This is a genomic window from Paenibacillus sp. SJS-P3 (genome assembly GCF_056711585.1).
In genome coordinates this window covers 2,375,549-2,393,091 of record NZ_CM160043.1, presented here as the reverse complement: position 1 = coordinate 2,393,091, position 17,543 = coordinate 2,375,549, and the positions used below count along the sequence as shown (strand labels likewise).

Genomic DNA, 17,543 nt, shown 5'->3' with positions numbered 1-17,543 from the left:
TTTGCTTTGCTTTGTGATTATGTAGTTGTTGTTGTGTATGTACGATTCACGGAAATGCCTCCGCCTAATACGCTGAAAAGGTCTCCAATAATCGGAATCGGCTTCGGCTCATGTGTATCCGGATCCAATACGGTGCCGGTTAGAGCCATGTTCAGCTTCATCGGCGGGTAATCGCCGTCGGCATCCTGCTTGTCCTGATCGATGGAGAGGCTGGTTACTTTAACGTTGGTATTGAGTATGCCGTTAAAAATTTCTTTGATCGTGTCCGGCCATTCTGGACCTGCCTCTGTAGGAATGGTTTCAACTCCGCCTATCTTGTCGTTCAGCCAAGTGATCAAGTCGCTCAAACTGCCGAGATCCACCTCTGTGTCGGTCGGCAGTTGGAAATGCAAGCCTTTCTCTTTCACATGGTTCAGATCTTGCGCCGTAATGTTAACTTCCTTGTTGTCCTTGCCGAGCCCGATCGTGATGTTGAATCCAAAGCTCATGCTTGGTTCATAATTCGTTGTCATTTTACTTGGCTCCTCTCACATTATCGATTTGCGGAACGCTGACCGAACATGACAAAGCCGCCAGAAGCATGGAATGCGATGTGGTACATCCCATAAGAACTGGCGGCTCATAGTTGTTAAAATATTCTAAAATTTATTATGCAGAGTAAACGAATATCCGTCAAGTGGAATTTAAGTAAAATATTATTGACTTATACGTATATTGACTGAATCACATGAAAGAGTATGGTCCGCTGATAAGACCTGTTCGTTTTTAGTAATGCACCATACCTACGCTGGTTTCCTCTGCCTATATGTATTTTCTTAACTGCGAAATTCTCCCCTGAGTAAGACCCATCATTTTAGCAATTTCACCCTGTTTTAAATCCGGTTCCCTTTCTAGTATCGATCGCAAGATAGCTGCAGCCTGCTCTCTTTTCCCTCTGGTTTGTTTTGGGAATCACCATGACGGCTTGCTGAATCAGGAACCGCAAAGCTACCTGTGCGATTGATTTGTTATACCGGTCTCCGATCGCTTTCAAGACTGGATTGAGAAAGAAGTCCTTCCGGCCTTCGGCAAAAGGTCCCCAGGATTCGATCTGCGTGTTGTACTTCCTCATAATTTAGCATCTTTACGACATAATCCGTTCTAGGGATCGTCAAATTGTGATCTTGTTTCAATTCTATTTTGTGTCCGAAAGTAACGTGTTCATCCATGGCAACTCTGCCGCACATCCATGCATTACATCCGTAATGGCCTTGGATTTTTTCATATTCTTAGATCCGAGGCTACATTACACCGCTGTTAAAATGAGCGGCTTACCTTTGGTAATGACAATCGTGTGCTCAAACTGGGCGGCGTAGTGATGGTCCGGCAACAGCAGGCCCCACCCGTCAGCGCTCTCATCTGCAAACTCCGCTCCGTCCGATACAAAGGTTTCCACCGCAAGCACCAGTCCGTTCGTAAGCAGCCTGCTGTCTCGCGGATCATAGTAATTCAGAATGCTATCCGGCATCTCATGCAATTCGCGGCCAATGCCGTGCCCGGACAAATTGCGGATGACGGTAAAGCCGTCCTTGCGGGCTTCGTTGTGAATCGCCCGTCCGATGCTGCTGATCTTCGCACCCGCCCTGGCCCTCTGGAGCCCCTGATGCAGCGCGCGAAGCGAGCTTTGACACAGCTTTTCCTTGTGCAGCGAACTGGTTCCTACCACAATCGTTGCCCCGGTGTCAGCAAAATATCCGCCCAGCTCCGCCGACACATCAATATTAACGACGTCACCTTCCTCCAGTACCCGAGGACCTGGAATGCCATGCGCAACAACCTCATTCACGGAGATACAGGTTGTTCCCGGAAATCCGTAGGTGATACCAGGCGCGGAGACGGCTCCATGCTCATCCAGCACCCTTTTGCCGATACGGTCGAGCTCTGCCGTAGTGACTCCCGCCCCGACAGAGGACAGCATCTCCTCACGGGCCATTGCGACGATACGGCCGATCCTCTGCAAAGCGATTAGATCGTGTTCTGATTCGATAGACAAGTTTTAAACCTCCGGTTTGCAATATATTTTTCTCGATTAATTTCAGTATACACGAAAAAGAGCCTCGTTTTCCTTCTGGAACTCAACTACGGCTCCTGGGCTCGCGCAAGCGATGTTCGCAATCAGGACGAATGCTCCGGCGCATGCATGTCCGTGCCCGTTCTTACCGGAGCCCCGACCTCCCCAAGGCTCAAATTGATTCTTCGGCCGTTGAACGCTACGGAGTTGATCTGGACCTCGCCTGCATTCGAGCTTGCCGGTTCCGGAGGAAGCGGAACATTTTCATGTCAAACGAGCACGATGAAAAGATAAACGAAAAACCCGCTTCGATCGAAGCGGATTTTTCGTTATTCATAATGCCTCTGCTAGGGATTTCTCGATGTCCCCGACACTTTGGAATTGGCCTTGGACGATGCGGGCGATCTTCCCTTCCGGAGAGATAAGAATGGAAGTCGGAAGCGCCTTTGCCCGAAAGGCGCTGACCGCTTCTCCCGTTATATCCACGAATACGGGCATGTCGATATGATTGGCATCCATGAATTCATGGATCGTTCCGCGGCTTTCCCCCACATTGACGGCTAGCACGGCCGTCGTGTTTCCAGCCAGAGCCGAGCGGGCTGCTTCGCTGATCAAAGGCAGCTCCTTGACGCAAGGAACGCACCAGCTGGCCCAAAAGTGGATCAGCACCGCCCGGCCGCGATAGTCGGATAAACGGATGCTGTCCCCGGTCAGAGACTTGACCCCGATATCCGGAGCTGCCGAGCCTTCTTTGATCGAAGCGTCCGTCCCTTGCGGCCGGTTGTCGACGATAGTGGCGACGGTCACAAGGAGAGCAGCGGCGAGAAGAAGCAAAGTCAGCATGACCTTTGGCCTTCGCAAAGAAATGATGCGGCCTCTTTTCATAATTCCTCCTTATCCGGATACAGGGCGCGTATCGCTGAAGGCCGCATGCAGCCCGCCTGGACCGTATTCCTCCAAAAAGAATGAAACAGCGCCTTGCTTGACGGCCGATCCTTCCTGAAGGAACAAGACGTAATTCGCGGAAGCTTCGGCGACGGGCAGCTGATGAGTCGAGTATATCACGGCATGGCCATCCTCGCCGGCCCTCTTCACCAGCTCCACAAAAGCATCCATCCAGTAAGGATCCAGGCCGTTGGTCGGTTCATCCAGCACGAGCAAGGACGGCCGTGAAAGCAGCGCCTGAGCGAACAGCAGCCGTTGGCGCATGCCTTTGGAAAAAGAGGTGACCTGCTTGTTCCTTACTCCCGTCAAGCCGACTTCTTCCAGGACCTCCTCGGTCCTCCCGCGGGACAGTCCCCTCAGCGAAGCCCAGAAGCTCAACGTTTCCCAAGCTGTCAGCCCTCTGGCAAAGGAGTAGTCGTCCGGCATATAGCCCAACTGCCCGGCGTAGGACCGGCGGTTATCCTTCCAGCTGAGGCCGTTCACTTCAATCCGCCCTGTCGTCGGCTGAAGGATGCCCATCACCATGCGCAGCAGCGTGCTTTTGCCCGCTCCGTTGCCGCCGCAAAGGGCATAAACGTCACCTCTCTGCAAAGACAAGGATACAGGACGAAGGATCGTCTGGCCTTTGATCGTTTTGCCGGCTCCCTCGACTCGAAGAACAGGTTCATCCACGGGAACGCCCCCTTTCCCAAGCCCAGGCTGAGACTCCGGACGCCGCCGCGATCCAGAGCAGGCATACGGCTGCAAAAAGGATGGTTCCCCGCGGCTCGCTCATGACGTCCACCCATTTGTAATAATCGGGACCGAGGATAGAACCGCCGCCCAGCTTCACCACGACGAATAACCGCACCAGCTCGGCCGGATTGAGAAACGTCAGGAAAATCAGCGCCGGCTTGATCCACAGATAGGGAACAAACCCAAGTCCCGCGATCAGCAGCGCCGGCCAGCCGATGACGGTGAAAAACCAGAAAGCGACCCCGTAAGTGAGCGCCTGCCAGCGGTTGCGTGCCGCAGTCCCGATCAGCAGCGCGACGGCCAGAAAGAGCAGAATCAGGAGGACGGAGAACACCAGGAACAGCAGCAAGGTCTGAAGCTGGAAGCCTCCTCCTGCCAGCGCTCCGGCCACTCCGCTCACGCCGTAAGCGAAGGCGGCGACCGTCATCAGCACAATGGCGAGCCCGGCATATTTGCCGAGAATGAGCGACCATGTCCGCAGAGGGTAGGTGGACAGCAGCTGCCAGCTCCCTTCCTCTTTTTCCGCCGTCAGGGAAAAGGAACCGATCAGCAGCGTCATGAGAGGCAGCAGATACAAAATCAAGCTTAACATGGAGCCCGTCGTGCTTGTGTAGCCCGATATCGAGCTGCTGGCATGAATCAGCAGCAGAACGAGGGTGAACAGGGTGAACAGCGCCAGAAACGAGTAGGCCCAAGGGTTGCGGAAGCCGAGCTTGATTTCCCTGCGCGCGATATGCAGCATATTCATCGCTTAGTGGGAATCGGAGCCCATGTTCGCGTTGTCTCCCGAATTGGTTCCCATATCCATCTCCCCGCCCTCGTCATGAGAATGTCCTTCTCCCATATCCATGCCCATCTGAGTTTTGTTTTGCGTCCACTCATGCGAAGCCAGGTCGGCGGCTGTCATGAGCTGGCCTTTTCCTTGTTCCTTCGTAAAAGCTTCCGCTGAAGCTTTGTCCTTGAAGCTGTAGACCCCGTATGCCATCGGCGATTTGAAATCGGCATTGTACACATAAGCGGCCTTGTCGTAAGGGATCCATTCTTTGTCGTTGTAATCACGGACGAATTCGCCGCCGATTTCAGCTTCGGCGTTTTTCTCCTTCCACTCGTTCATGCAGCCGATATCGTCGAATTTGAATGTCTTGCCTTCGGTTGTCGTCAGTTGAGTGGCGAAAGCGTCGTCTTTTATCTGCATGTTGCAAATAGCGCATTTGTCCACCGTCTCGTCGATCGGTACCGGCTCATAGGTTTGCTTGCCGCAACCGGCAGCCAGCAAGATGGTGAATAAGGATACGAACAGCATGAGCGTGATTTTTTTCATGATTTTTTGACCCCCATCAATGTAATGATCATCAGAGCCGCGACGAGCAGAGCCGCTCCCGCAATTCCCGTCTCCACTCTCCATGGATCCGTCCGCCTAACGGATGAAGCGATTGATGGCAATGAAGGCTCCATCCTGGGCTCGCGATCCTGAGTCCATTGCTCTGCATCCGCAGTGAAGAGACTTTCCAGAAACTTCATGCCCGGAGACTGGAAAAAAATCTGATAAGCCGGTATTCCTTTCGTCAGCCTTTGAAAAAAAGGATTCATCGCATACGGGATATCGCTGATCCCGTCGCCGCTGGGATCCAGTCCTTGAAAGGCATCCCAATAATTATGGAGCAGCTCGTTGTCCTTGCTCCCGTCCGCCTGCGTTTCGATGACATTCGAGACGAAGCGATTGCTCTCGAGCCGGTTGCTCTGGGAGTCCAGCAGCTGGATGCCGACGAAGTTGTACGATACGTCATTGTCTTCCCATACGTTGTTCCGGGACATCTCGATGTAGAGTCCGACACGGTTTCCCGTCAGCTCGTTGCCTGTGATCCGGCTATTCTGCACATCGAAGAACAGCATGCCCTGCGAGTTGACGCTGCCTTTCTGCCGAGTAAAGACGTTGCCGGTCACCTCGGCTCCCTTGACGATCATGGCCATGATGCCGGTGACGTTGTATTCGCCGCTGTTCCCTCTCATGATCGTACCGTTGGTATACATGCAATGAATGCCGTATCGCGAATGGTCGATCTCGTTGCTCAGGACGGTATTGTCATGGCTGCTTTCCATGTAGATTCCATCGAACATGTCGGTCACCCGATTTTCCTGAATGACATTGCCGTTGGACTGAAAAAGATCGATTCCATTGCGCTTGTCGGTCTGGCGAGCCGATTTCCCCTTGAGATCATCCGTCGGTGCGACGATCGAGCTTCGAATGGTTGAACCGTCGGATTTTCGGAGCTGGATGCCGTAGGAGCGCGACTTGATCCTAAGCCCATCTACAATGACTCTGTCGGCGGATATCAGAACGGCCGGAGCTTCGCCTGCAGCCTCTTTTTCCACTGCCATTCCGTGCAGCTCCGCTCCTTCCGCTGCAAGCTTCACGACAGGAGCATCCCCGCCCGACCCGGTCAAGGTCACGCCTTCGGCTTGCACGACCAGCCGTTTCGAGATGACGATCGCTTCCGCGTACTGTCCAGGCGGCAGTGTTACGGCTTCTCCCGGCTTGGCTGCATCCAGCATTTTTTGGAGCGAAGCCGCTCCAATCTCTGCCGAGGAAGCCGCAGCCGGATCGGTATGGCCCCATGCTCCCAGTATGCATGCCTTGCATACGGCTAGGATGGCTGCTCGCCTGGCGAGCCTTCCTAATCGGTAATGATGGTCAGTATGGATGGCCAGGAAACTCCCCCCTCTGTACAAAGCCCGTTTCTCCCCATCGACCATCATAAAAGAAACGGGGACTTTGCACATAACCCTTTCGGGCTATGAGCATTGACGATCCCGTGACAGGCCGTCTCAGACCGTGTCAGACCGGTATTTTTATTCCGATATCCATGCTTGCTTGGCGGAAGAACCGAATACAAGAGGATCGGAATGCCGCTGCCGGGATGGACTAAAACCGGAAAGCAAGCCGTTCATCCCTGACTCGAAACGGCGTGAACATGCAGCAAACGCTGACAGGACTGCTGACGAGCTCAACCTACTGCCCGCAAGCAAACAAAAAGAGAGCGCCGGATCGGCGCTCTCTTTTTATTTTGTATCTTTTATTAAGGACATTAACAACCTAGGTCAACAATCGGAGGCAAACAATTAATATCATTAATGATATATTACATCAAATATCGATCAAGCCTTTAACTTCTCCGCTCGCCCAATCAATCGGCTTTCCCTTAGGCGCCGTTTGACCGCAGCAGAGCTTTGATCTCTTCCAGATCTCTCTTCGTTTCGCTGCGGAAGCTTGCAAAGTCCGCCTCGAGGCGATGCAGATGCCCTTGCATATCGTCGATTTCCAGCTCGGCCTTGTAATTGATCGCATAATCGATCATGCTCTCGCGCTTGTCGCGGGCCGCTTGGCGATTCTGGCTCATCATGATGATCGGAGCTTGAAAGCCCGCCAGGAACGACAGCACAAGGTTGAGCAGGATGAATGGCGGTCCGTCGAAGCGGATCGCCTTCGTCAGCGCCAGGCTGTTGATCACGATCCATAGGGCCAGCACGGCAAAAAAGATGACGATGAACCGCCAGCTGCCGCCGAACTGGGCGATCCGGTCCGCAAGCTTGTCCGGCCAGCGGGTATTTTTATCGTACTCCTCGTTCACCTTGGAATGGATCCGCTGTTCGAACTCGGCTACGAGTCCGTTCAGCCTGGACGAATACCGGCTCAGCTCGTCCCGTGCAAGCTCGGCCTCCTGTTCAACCTCTTCGCCTGCAGCATCCATATCCTTCTTTGTATTCGCCATCGCTCATCTCTCCGCTCCGCTCTTTGTCATCGCCGCAAGGAATCTATAGAGACAGGGAAGAAATCCAGAAGCTTCCGTCGCGGGAATAATCCCGGTAAGGACCCGGCACGATCACATCGATGGCATCCAGCTCTTCGCCCGTCCATTGAACGGCCAGAGCGCCCAGGTTCTCCTCGAGCTGCTCGCGGTTTTTGACGCCGATGACGGGAATGACGTTTTTCCGCTGCAGCAGCCAGGACAGGGACAGCTGGCTCAGCCTGACCCCTTTTTCTTCCGCAAGAGCGGCCAGCTGCTCGACGATTTCAAGCTTCTTTTGGTTCCTCGGCTCGGCCAGGTTCAAGCGCTCGCCGCGGGAATCGGCGGGAAGCGGCTGATTCTGCCTGTATTTGCCCGACAGCCAGCCGCCGGACAGGGGCGAATAAACGATTGTAGCCAATCCATGCCTCTCCGAAGCGGGCAGGATCTCCTGCTCGATCGTCCTGTCCAGCAGGCTGTAGGAAGGCTGATTCGAGACGAACCGTTCCAGGTTCATCCTGTCGCTGGTCCAGAGCGACTCCACGATCCGCCAGCCCTCGAAGTTGGAGCAGCCGATATAACGGACCTTGCCCTGCTTGACCAGATCATCCAGCGCCCTCAACGTTTCATCCAGCGGAGTATGGGGATCCGGACGATGGACCTGATATAGATCGATGTAGTCGGTGCCGAGCCTTTTCAGGCTTTGCTCCACCTGCTTCATGATCCGGTAGCGGCTCGCTCCTTCTCCATTGGGACCTTCCTCGGTCCTCACCTTGAACTTGGTCGCGACAACGACCTTGTCCCGGCGTCCCTTCAAGGCTTTGCCGATGATCTCCTCCGACGTGCCCTTGCCGTAGGTATCGGCTGTATCCAGGAAATTGATTCCGGAATCCAGCACCTGGTCAATGACCGCGAGAGAGCTTTTTTCATCCATATCCCAGCTGCCGTAAGTCATCGTGCCGAGGCAGAAGCGAGAAACCTCCAGTCCCGATCTTCCCAAGTACGTATAGTCCATGATTCCATTCCTCCTCCGATGATTAGTTGAACACGAACCAGATCAGAGCGACGACGCTGAGCACGGCCGTCACCGCATACAGCATGCTGAGCCTTGCCCATTTTTTTCCATGCGCACGGTCGTAAGCAGGGTTTCCATTTCGATTTTCCTTGGAAAAGCCAACCGCCAATGTAGCGCCGATCGCCGCCAGTATGACGGCCCCTACGAGAATATAACTGAACATGACAATCTCCTTATCGACTTATTTAATGTCAGGCTTGATAAGCGACGATGCCGTTGACGACCGTCATGAGCGCCTTGGCATGGAGCAGCTCGTCGGGATCCATGCCGTCATGGATCCGGCGGTCGACGACGGTGAAGTCGGCATGCTTGCCGATCCCGATCGAGCCTCTCCTGTCGGCCTCCCCCGCAGCGGCAGCGCTGCCGTGCGTGAACAGCCCGATGGACTGCGAGATGCTCAGCTTCTCCTCCGGCAAGTAGCCTTCATGCCGCTCGCCGGGCTTGCGCCTCGTTGCCGCCGCATGAATGCCGAGGAACGGATTCAGCGGCTCGATCGGCGCATCGCTGCCTCCGGAGCAGGGCAATCCCGTCTGCAGCCATTTCTTCCAGGCATACAGATAGCTTGTCCGCTCCGGGCCGACCCGGTCCATGACCCAGGGGAAATCGCTCGGCACGAACCGCGGCTGCAGATCGACGGCCAGATTCATCCTCTTCATGCGCTCCACCGTAGCCGGCTGCACGATCTGGGCGTGGATGAAGCGGTCCGGGAGCTTGGCGTCCGCGGCCAGCGGATGGGCCTCCAGCACATCCGCCATCATCTCGGCGGCTCCGTCCCCGATCGCGTGGAAGGCGATCGGATATCCCAGCTGCCGCGCCTTGCCGACAATCCCTGCCAGCTCCTCCGCTGTATGCATCGCCAATCCAAGCGAGGCGGGCGCGTCGTGATAAGGCTCCTTGAGCAGCGCCGTGCGGCCGCCGACCGCCCCGTCGGCGAACAGCTTCACCGCTCCGATCCGCAGCCAGTCGCTGCCGCTGCCTGCCCGCATCCCGAGCTCCTTGATCTCGTCCAGGAAGCCGTGGAACATCAGCTGATGGGTTCGGAAAGCCAGCCCTTCCTCCCGCAGCTCGCTCTGGATGCGCAGCATCGCTTCCACGCTGCCGAGCAGCCGGAGATCCTCGGTGTGGGCGGCCGTCAGTCCGAGACGGAGCGCGTCCTCGCTGGCCCGCCTCATCGAGCTCTTCAGGAATTCGTAATCCGGCACAGGCTGGACGGCGGCGAAAGGAGCGGATGCATTCTCATAGATCCAGCCATTCAATTGTCCGCCGGCATCTCTGCCGAAGGCGCCCGATTCCGTATCGGGAGTGTCCGCCGCAACGCCGGCTCTACGGAACGCTTCCGAATTGCCGAGAAACGCATGGAAGCAGGTCCGAGTGAGATAGACGGGATGCCGCTCCGTGATTGCATCCAGCTCGGTCCGATGCGGCGCCGTTCCGTCCGGGAAATTGTTCTCGTTCCAGTTCAGTCCGAGAATCCATTCGCCGTCCGGCGTGGAGGCGGCCCGCTCGGAGATCATGGCCAGCATCTCTTCCCTCGATGCCGCTTCGGTAAAGTCCAGCATGCCGAGCTTCATGCCATGCATCCCGAGATGCATATGGGCGTCGACCAATCCGGGCAGCACCTGCGCCCCGTTCCAATCGACTTTCGCATAAGGACGCCCGCTGAGCTGCAGCTCCAGCTCGGAAGCAGTTCCAATCGCGCGGATGATGCCATTCTCGACGTAGACCGAATCGGCCGCGGCCGATTCGGTCATGAACAGATTGCCACGTACGAATAAGACGGCAGACATGGCGACCCCTCCCCGATTTTTCCTTCATTATACCAAATCGCCGCAGCCGTGAAAGACAAAAAACCGCCACGCGCGTGACGGTCTTGTGCCTAATGCTCCGAGGCTTATGGCGATTTCTTCAGATGCAGCTGCCTGTATTCGTCCTCGAGAATGGCCATCAGAATGGAGTCATGATAGGCATGATCATAATACAGCGCCTCGCGCTGCACGCCTTCGCGCTTGAAGCCGAGCTTCTCGTACACATGCGCCGCCCTGTCGTTGAACGCGAATACATTCAGCTCGATGCGATGCAGATTGAGGATGCCGAATCCGTAATCCAGCATGAGCCGCATAGCCTCGCTTCCGTAGCCTTTGCCCTGATGGGACTTGTCGTTCAGCGCGATCCGTATGCCCGCATTGCGGTTGTTGCGGTCGATGTCCTGGATCGCGATGTCTCCGATCAGCTCATCCGTATCCCGGAGAGCGATCAGCAGAAGGACGGAAGAGGCATCCTTCTCCTTGCCGTGGAGATAATCCGCGATTTGTTCCCTCGTATAGTGCTTCTGCGTGCCGGTGAGCATCCGCGTCTCGGACTCGTACAGGCCGGCGTAATACCAGTCGGCATCCCAGGCTTCCACAGGTCTCAGATAGACGGATTCTCCTTCCAGAAATCGGACAGGTTTCATGATGGCTGTTCCCCTTTTCTATTGAACGCATTATTCCAAGAGATTACCAGCGTCCGTGCGGCCTGTCCAGAACCGGAATCGGTTAAACCCGTTTTTCACCATCCTTCCGGACCGGAACATAGACAAAGGACGCCTTGGCAGGCGCCCTGGCCGAAAGTGATACGAGGCATCAATCCCCGTAGTAGTACATTCTCTTGCTTGGAGAAGTTGGCATCGCCTATGTCCGAACGTTTGTTCCAAACAGTATACAAATGCCAATGCCTGCTCGCTTAGCAGCTCCGCCGCAGCGGGAGACAGCTGAGGACCTTTTCCAACCAATGCTGCCGCTGAATGACTCCTGATTCGGCTCCCGGGCAGCCAGGCAAAACAGAGCGTACAGCATTCGGCCCTGTGTATCCCATTCCAGCTCCAAGCCGCTGCTCCATGCCCAAGGCGCCGCACCCTATAGATCCCGCTGGATGTCTCTACCTATCCGCCGTTTCCTTGCGTCATGTCAGGAAAGGCTCTATTCCTCGCTTGCGACGGCGTCATGCCGACATATTGCTTGAACAGCCTCGTGAAATAATTGGGATTGCTGCAGCCGACGCGTTCTGCGATCTCGGTGACGGACAAGCCGGTTTCCAAGAGCAGCTTGGCTGCTTCCTGCATCCGGCAGCGGTTCACGAAATCGGTGAACGTCCTTCCGGTCAGCCTCTTGAACAGCTTGCAGAAATGATGCGGGCTCACGCTCACCATACTGGCCGCTTCCCTGATTCCCATCGGCGCTCCGCCGCTGCCTTCCACGCGCCGGATCAATTCCTTGAACCGTTCCTGCTGGAATCCGGTTTCCCTTGCCCGACCCGCCTGTCCCGGAGGCAGATGAGTCCGAGCCAGCAATGCAAAGGCAAGGAACAGATAGGTTTTGGCGATCATCCGTCCGGAAGCGGAGGACCCGGTCCCGCATTCCCCGACAGCCTTGTCGATCAGGCGAGACGCTTCTTCTCCGCATTGGCCCGGGTAGGCAGGCAAGGAAGCCCTTCCTTCCAGATAGGGACTCAGCAACGCGTCATAGTCCTCTTCCTTGGCCCAATCGCTGAACAGCGCCCCGTTGAACACGATGGAGACATACTCCACTTGCTCCGAGCTGCGGCTGAATCCCGTATGCAGATCGCCTGCCTGCACGATAAGCAGCGTTCCCGGCTCCGCCTCGCACACCTGGCTGCCGATATGGAATACAGCCCGTCCCCGCCGCATCAGGATGAACTCGAAATGTTCATGCCAGTGCAGGAACAGGACGCATTGGCCGGGCTTCGTTTTTCCGGAAGCGTTGAAAAACAGTTTGAAAGGATAGCTGCGGTCCAGAGGGTTGTTCTCCCAATGTTCCCGGTTCATCTCCATCGGCTTCACCTGCACAACATAAGAGTGTTTTTGCGCAATTTAGGATCGAGAATACAGGGCTGAATTGCGCTATAATTCTCTTGACAGCGTTTACTATAGCTCAAAATCAGAGTGGATGACAAGCCCGATAGGAAGGGCCTGGCTAGAGGAGGCTAATGCTAATGAAAGAAAAGCCGTTTCGAATTGTCGTCGCCGGATGCGGCGGGATGGCGAATACTTGGGTGGAATACGCCATGGGCAGGCAGGACGCGGAGGTTGTCGGACTCGTCGACATCCGTCTGGAGTCCGCTGAGCATATGGCCGAGAGGCATGGGCTGAGCTGCAGGAAGTATGTGTCGCTTGAGGAAGCAATCCGGGAAAACGGAGCCAATCTCGTATTCGATGTCACCATCCCGGCCAGCCATCACGAGATCGGTACAACTGCGATGAAGCTTGGCTGCGACGTATTCTCCGAGAAGCCGCTCGCTGAATCGCTTGATGGCTGCCTCGATCTCGTCCGGGTATCGGATGAGACGGGACGATGTCATGCAGTCATGCAGAACAGGCGCTTCGACCCGAATATACGGGCGTTGCGGCGCCTGATCGAGGAAGGAACGATCGGCAAGCCGGGATTCGCCGGAGCGGACTTTTTTATCGGCGCTCACTTCGGCGGCTTCCGGGATGCCATGGAAAGTCCTCTCATTCTGGATATGGCCATCCATACATTCGACCAGGCGAGGCTTATTCTCGGCGCCGACCCTATATCCGTTTATTGCCATGAATTCAACCCTGCCGGCTCCTGGTATGCGGGGAGTGCGGCTGCCGTCTGCATATTCGAAATGTCCGACGGCTCCGTGTTCAACTATCGGGGCTCCTGGTGCGCAGAAGGCGCTCCTACCTCGTGGGAAGCCCAGTGGCGGATTACGGGCTCTGCCGGAACGGCGATATGGAACGGCGCGGACCGCCCTTATGCGGAAATACTCGCCCCCGAGCAAGAGCAGCAAGCCTTCTTGAAGGCCACGAAGCGGATCGATTCCTCCCCTGAAGCCGGCGGTGACTCCTGGCATCACCGCTGCCTGGACGAGATGTTCGCCTCCCTGCTGGAGGAACGCCGCGCCGAAACGGACTGCCGCGACAACCTTTACAGCATGGCTATGGTGCTCGGCGCTATGGAAAGCTCAAGAAGCGGGCGGAAAGTGCTGATGTCGGAGCTTCTCCAACGCTAGCTGCGACTTTTCTTTGATCGGAGATGTCATCGCCGGATGATCTCTCCGATCATTCCGTTTTTTAGAGCTGTCATCGGGTGACCTCTCCGATTATGTCGTTCTTGAGAGCGCCGGAATGGCTGATTCGCGAATTCACCTTGATTTCCACAACCGGGTTCATGTCGAACAGAGACGTATCGTTCCCCAACGCTTTCCATGCGCGATTGGCTTTTTTGTACATGGCATGCTCCAAATTCAGCAGGTCCGTCTTGGTGCGGATGGATTGCTCGACCATCTGGCGGACCTCTTCTTCAATTTTCTTGCTGGAAGCCGACTCCAGCTGGGACAAAGACAAGTACTTCTCGTTTTGCCTCGACGATATGTACCCTTTGGTCTGGATTTCGATCTCGAATGTTGGTGTCGGGCCAGGGCGGACGGAAATGCTGGATTTCGGATCCAGAAATATGATCTGCACGTCCGTTTTGTCCTCCGAAGGCACAAGCAGCGAAATCCGGTTCGATTCTTCGGCGAGCCAGCGGAGTCCCTTCAGCTGCTTGATCGGAACGAGCGATTGCAGCCGCTTTTCCTTGATGAAGTAAGCCCCGCTCACATACGGCTTTTCCTCTTTTCCTTTCTGGTCCCTCCACTGCGTTTTATTAATGGATACAGCCGGTATATATGCGGTTTCTCCCGGCTCGAATGCGCTTCTCATCAATTCGAACAATTGCACAGGCTGCAGCTGCGAATCCTGAATGAAGATCGACTTGGGCTCATGCAAGATCGTATTCAGAGCGGATTGTCGGAAAAATCCGTTCATCATAAGGATGTCCTCCATCTTATCCTTGGTCCCGTATACCCAAGGCGTCAGCCTGATCTCATGGTAACGGGGCAAGCTGTCGAACACATGCTCGAGTCCGTGGCGAATGGCTCCTTCGCCGAAGATGATCGCCGTCATATGAGACCATACAATCATGGACTGGCTTGTTTTATAGATCTGAAACATCGCGTCGTTCAGCGTGGAGCCTTCGCCATGACCAACCCAGATCATCGGACTCTGAGCGTTCGCATTGGTTTCCGTTTTGGCGACGGATGCGAAATCGAGCATTTGATAATACCCGACGTACTTGCCGTCCACGTAGTCGATTCCGATCGCGGTAACGTAATTCAGATCCTGGGGATCGACGATATCCGTTCTTCCAGAGCAGGATGTCATCGTCAGCAAGACGGCGATCCCGCCAAGCACATGTCGGAGCATTCTATCCCTTCTTCCGTTTTTTCAGCATCGTTGCCGTATAGCTGCGCCTTTGGCGCGGATTCAAGGCAAAAGCGGACAACCACTCCCGGAAGTTCAGCGAAGCGATCGGCTCCAAATAGTTGAGGCCGAACGAATCGAGCCGGCAAAGATAGATCAGGATGCCGATGCCGGACAGCATGAATCCGTACACGCCCAGGTAAGAGGAGAGAAGCAGGACGAAGAGCCGAATGACGCTCACCGTGCCGGATAGGGATTGGTTGACGAGCACGAACGTCGCGACAGCGGATGTCGAGATGACCACGAGCATGGTAGGCGAAGCAAGTCCTGCACGGACGGCGGCATCTCCGATGATGATGCCGCCGACGATGCCTACCGTCTGGCCGACCGCTTTGGGCAGCCTGACCCCCGCTTCCCGGAGCAGTTCAAACAGGATCAGGAGCGTAAGCGCCTCGAGCGCCAGAGGAAGCGGAATGCCGCTTCTGGAGACGACCACCGTCGCCAGCAGCTGAAACGGGATTTGGGATACGTTCACCGAGCCTATTGCGACCCAGAAGCCGGGCAGGAAAATGGCGATCAGAAATCCAATCATCCGGAGCAGCCGCTGAAGAATGACGAAATGATACGGGAAATGCACATCCTCCGGCGACTTGAGCACCTCGAAGAAATTGATCGGTCCGATCAGCACCATCGGAGACCCGTTGACGATAACGATGAACCTTCCTCTAAGCAGGCATTCCGTTGCAAAATCGGGCCGGGCAATGTAATCGAAGAGAGGAAACAGGGAAAAAGACCGGTCCGACAGCCACTGCTCCAGTTGGCCGCTCCCAATGATGCTCTCCGTCTCGAAGCTGGAAAGCCGCTTCCTGATTTCCTCGATAAGGACCGGATCGGCTTTATGATCCAGATACACCAGGTATACCTTCGTGCGGCTCAAAGACCCGATCTCGAACTGCTCGCTGAATAGATGAGACGTCTGCAGCCTTTTGCGGATCAAGGCGAGGTTCGTATTCACCTCTTCGGTGAAGGAATCCTTGGGCCCTTTGATGGAAATTTCCGTATTGGACTCGGCAGGCTGCCGCTTCGGAATATCTGCGATGTTGAGGGCATGGAACCTCCGCTCCCCCGCTTGATGAAAGAGGACATAACCGGTGAAAAGCAGATCGATCATCCGGCCGGCGGTGTCCGCCTCGATGATTGGCGGGGACACTGGCGGGCTGTCCTGCTCGCTCCCCCCTTTGTCGAGCCAAGCGATAAGCGGATTCATGTATTCGTTCAGCTCGGCATTATCGATCATTCCATCGCAATAGAAGACAGCGAACTTGGATGCATATCCTTCCGGAACGGGAGCAAAGCGTAGATCCGCATAGACCGAAAGTCCTTGCTTCAAATCCCCCTCCTTCAGCTTGCCCTCCGCCAGCAGTTCCTCCAGACGAACAATCGCCGGCGGCTGCTTCTGCTTATCCTTCATTTCGGCTCATCCCTCTTCCAGGCGGAATGAAGCTGGCGATGAAAAAGATCAGCAGCATGGCAAGACCGAACAGGACAAGACCCGGATAATAAAGGAACTCCATGAATTGCTGCATCGTGATGTCGCTGATGGGCAGCAGGATCATCACGACCAGGGCAAGCGCCATTCCCGTTGTCCACCACTGCCGGAATCTCTTCGATTTTGTCTCCAAAATATCCGTCAACAAGTAAAGCATCAGAGCGACTCGAACGACCGAGCCGGTCATCAGCTGCAGAATGGCCAGGAAATCGACATGGGATATCCGCTTGCCGACAATGAGCAGCCTCCATTGCTCGAAGGCAGGGAAACGCAAGCTGCCCGCAACCGAAGGTCCAAAAGCAGCGAGGCTGCCCGTTACGGGGCCAATGACCAGCCCGCACAACAACGTGATCAGGATGACGAGGCTGATATAGTTGAGAGGCTTTTGGAGCTTATGCTGAAGCAGCAGCAGCAGAAGCAGATCCGTCGTTCCGCCTACGACGATCATGCTCCCCTTGAGCACAGGTCCTGCTCCGTTGGCCAGGACGGGCATCAAATAGCCGTAGTCTTTGGCGTAAAACGTAAATGCCGAAACGAAATGACCTAAAATCCAGACGATCGGCAGAAGCATGGCCGACATTTGAAACAGCGTGCTTCCTCCTTTGTAAGAGGCGCCCAGGGCGAACAGCATGAACAATACAGTAATAATCCAGATGGGCGTAAACGGCAGGAAAAAAATCGCCACGACCTCGACCATATCGAAGAGGGCAATATACCCCGCGAGAAAATAGTTCAATGCCAAAGCCGCGATGAGCGGAACGGCGATCCAGATGCCCATGCGCGACTTCAGCCAACCGTACAGCTTCTCCTTGCCGATGGATTTGGATATCCGCACAAAGAACAGGCCCCATGCAAGCAGAAATACGTATGCGACCAGGACACTGATCCAAGAGTCCCTTCCGGAAGTCTTCAGCAGCTGCGGCAGGATGAGAACATGATTCGATATGCCCAGCGATAACAGGAGAAGAAAAATAACCTGCGTCCGTGAGTACATGTTGTTTTCGCCTCCATTGCAGCAAGTAACGCTTAGAGTATCCATTTTCATCCATGGATATTCGGCAGCAAACCTTGCAGGCGACTATGCTTTCTAGTTGCCGAGCGTATAAAAAAAGAAACGCATCTTCGGCCAAAGGCTGAAG

The 17,543-nt window shown here is 55.2% G+C and carries 19 protein-coding genes; 1 reads left to right on the top strand and 18 read right to left on the bottom strand.

Annotation, left to right across the window (positions count from 1 at the left end; all coding sequences use genetic code 11):
- Positions 1 to 17 precede the first annotated feature (17 nt).
- The 15 genes from AC06G8_RS11010 to AC06G8_RS10940 form a co-directional block, all read right to left on the bottom strand.
- A complete protein-coding gene (locus AC06G8_RS11010; protein ID WP_480285293.1) occupies positions 18 to 512 on the bottom strand; it encodes a hypothetical protein in 495 nt (164 codons plus the stop codon).
- 289 nt (positions 513 to 801) lie between these two features.
- Complete coding sequence (locus tag AC06G8_RS11005; protein ID WP_447664748.1) at positions 802 to 906, bottom strand: sigma factor-like helix-turn-helix DNA-binding protein; 105 nt, start codon at positions 904 to 906, stop codon at positions 802 to 804.
- Entirely contained in the window at positions 863 to 1,111 is a 249-nt protein-coding gene (locus AC06G8_RS11000; protein ID WP_480285492.1) for a hypothetical protein, read from the bottom strand. The genes AC06G8_RS11005 and AC06G8_RS11000 overlap by 44 nt, the downstream gene beginning before the upstream one ends.
- A gap of 174 nt (positions 1,112 to 1,285) precedes the next feature.
- Entirely contained in the window at positions 1,286 to 2,032 is a 747-nt protein-coding gene (map, locus tag AC06G8_RS10995) for a type I methionyl aminopeptidase (protein WP_447664747.1), read from the bottom strand.
- A gap of 351 nt (positions 2,033 to 2,383) precedes the next feature.
- Positions 2,384 to 2,893 carry a TlpA family protein disulfide reductase gene (locus AC06G8_RS10990; RefSeq protein ID WP_480285292.1) on the bottom strand — a complete coding sequence of 170 codons (510 nt, stop codon included), beginning with the start codon at positions 2,891 to 2,893 and terminating at the stop codon, positions 2,384 to 2,386.
- Positions 2,894 to 2,944: 51 nt separating this feature from the next.
- Positions 2,945 to 3,667, bottom strand: coding sequence for an ABC transporter ATP-binding protein (locus AC06G8_RS10985; protein ID WP_480285291.1), 723 nt, complete (start codon positions 3,665 to 3,667; stop codon positions 2,945 to 2,947).
- A complete protein-coding gene (locus AC06G8_RS10980; RefSeq protein WP_480285290.1) occupies positions 3,660 to 4,478 on the bottom strand; it encodes an ABC transporter permease in 819 nt (272 codons plus the stop codon). The genes AC06G8_RS10985 and AC06G8_RS10980 overlap by 8 nt, the downstream gene beginning before the upstream one ends.
- A gap of 3 nt (positions 4,479 to 4,481) precedes the next feature.
- Positions 4,482 to 5,051, bottom strand: coding sequence for a nitrous oxide reductase accessory protein NosL (locus AC06G8_RS10975; protein ID WP_480285289.1), 570 nt, complete (start codon positions 5,049 to 5,051; stop codon positions 4,482 to 4,484).
- The gene (locus AC06G8_RS10970; protein ID WP_480285288.1) at positions 5,048 to 6,460 is read right to left on the bottom strand and encodes a right-handed parallel beta-helix repeat-containing protein; all 1,413 of its coding nucleotides are present in this window, start codon (positions 6,458 to 6,460) and stop codon (positions 5,048 to 5,050) included. The genes AC06G8_RS10975 and AC06G8_RS10970 overlap by 4 nt, the downstream gene beginning before the upstream one ends.
- 470 nt (positions 6,461 to 6,930) lie before the next feature.
- The gene (locus AC06G8_RS10965) at positions 6,931 to 7,500 is read right to left on the bottom strand and encodes a DUF1003 domain-containing protein (protein ID WP_447664741.1); all 570 of its coding nucleotides are present in this window, start codon (positions 7,498 to 7,500) and stop codon (positions 6,931 to 6,933) included.
- Positions 7,501 to 7,543: 43 nt separating this feature from the next.
- Positions 7,544 to 8,530, bottom strand: coding sequence for an aldo/keto reductase (locus AC06G8_RS10960; RefSeq protein WP_447664740.1), 987 nt, complete (start codon positions 8,528 to 8,530; stop codon positions 7,544 to 7,546).
- Between the two features lie 22 nt (positions 8,531 to 8,552).
- Positions 8,553 to 8,753 carry a hypothetical protein gene (locus AC06G8_RS10955; RefSeq protein ID WP_447664739.1) on the bottom strand — a complete coding sequence of 67 codons (201 nt, stop codon included), beginning with the start codon at positions 8,751 to 8,753 and terminating at the stop codon, positions 8,553 to 8,555.
- Positions 8,754 to 8,781: 28 nt separating this feature from the next.
- Positions 8,782 to 10,377: an amidohydrolase gene (locus AC06G8_RS10950; RefSeq protein WP_480285287.1), complete on the bottom strand. Its 1,596-nt coding sequence runs from the start codon at positions 10,375 to 10,377 to the stop codon at positions 8,782 to 8,784.
- A 104-nt stretch (positions 10,378 to 10,481) separates the two neighbouring features.
- Complete coding sequence (locus tag AC06G8_RS10945; protein ID WP_480285286.1) at positions 10,482 to 11,042, bottom strand: GNAT family N-acetyltransferase; 561 nt, start codon at positions 11,040 to 11,042, stop codon at positions 10,482 to 10,484.
- A gap of 468 nt (positions 11,043 to 11,510) precedes the next feature.
- A complete protein-coding gene (locus tag AC06G8_RS10940) occupies positions 11,511 to 12,413 on the bottom strand; it encodes a helix-turn-helix domain-containing protein (protein ID WP_480285285.1) in 903 nt (300 codons plus the stop codon).
- Positions 12,414 to 12,580: 167 nt separating this feature from the next.
- Between AC06G8_RS10940 and AC06G8_RS10935 the strand changes: the two genes are divergently transcribed.
- Positions 12,581 to 13,624, top strand: a complete 1,044-nt coding sequence (locus AC06G8_RS10935) for a Gfo/Idh/MocA family protein (RefSeq protein WP_480285284.1) — start codon at positions 12,581 to 12,583, stop codon at positions 13,622 to 13,624.
- Positions 13,625 to 13,694: 70 nt separating this feature from the next.
- Here the strand turns inward: AC06G8_RS10935 and AC06G8_RS10930 are convergent, their stop codons facing one another.
- Genes AC06G8_RS10930 through AC06G8_RS10920 form a run of 3 tightly spaced genes read right to left on the bottom strand, consistent with a single transcriptional unit; the run spans position 13,695 to position 17,398 of the window.
- On the bottom strand, positions 13,695 to 14,858 hold the full coding sequence (locus tag AC06G8_RS10930; protein WP_480285283.1) for a Ger(x)C family spore germination protein: 1,164 nt from the start codon (positions 14,856 to 14,858) through the stop codon (positions 13,695 to 13,697).
- A 1-nt stretch (position 14,859) separates the two neighbouring features.
- Positions 14,860 to 16,326: a spore germination protein gene (locus tag AC06G8_RS10925; RefSeq protein ID WP_480285282.1), complete on the bottom strand. Its 1,467-nt coding sequence runs from the start codon at positions 16,324 to 16,326 to the stop codon at positions 14,860 to 14,862.
- Positions 16,316 to 17,398, bottom strand: coding sequence for an endospore germination permease (locus AC06G8_RS10920; RefSeq protein ID WP_447664732.1), 1,083 nt, complete (start codon positions 17,396 to 17,398; stop codon positions 16,316 to 16,318). The genes AC06G8_RS10925 and AC06G8_RS10920 overlap by 11 nt, the downstream gene beginning before the upstream one ends.
- Between the last annotated feature and the right edge of the window lie 145 nt (positions 17,399 to 17,543).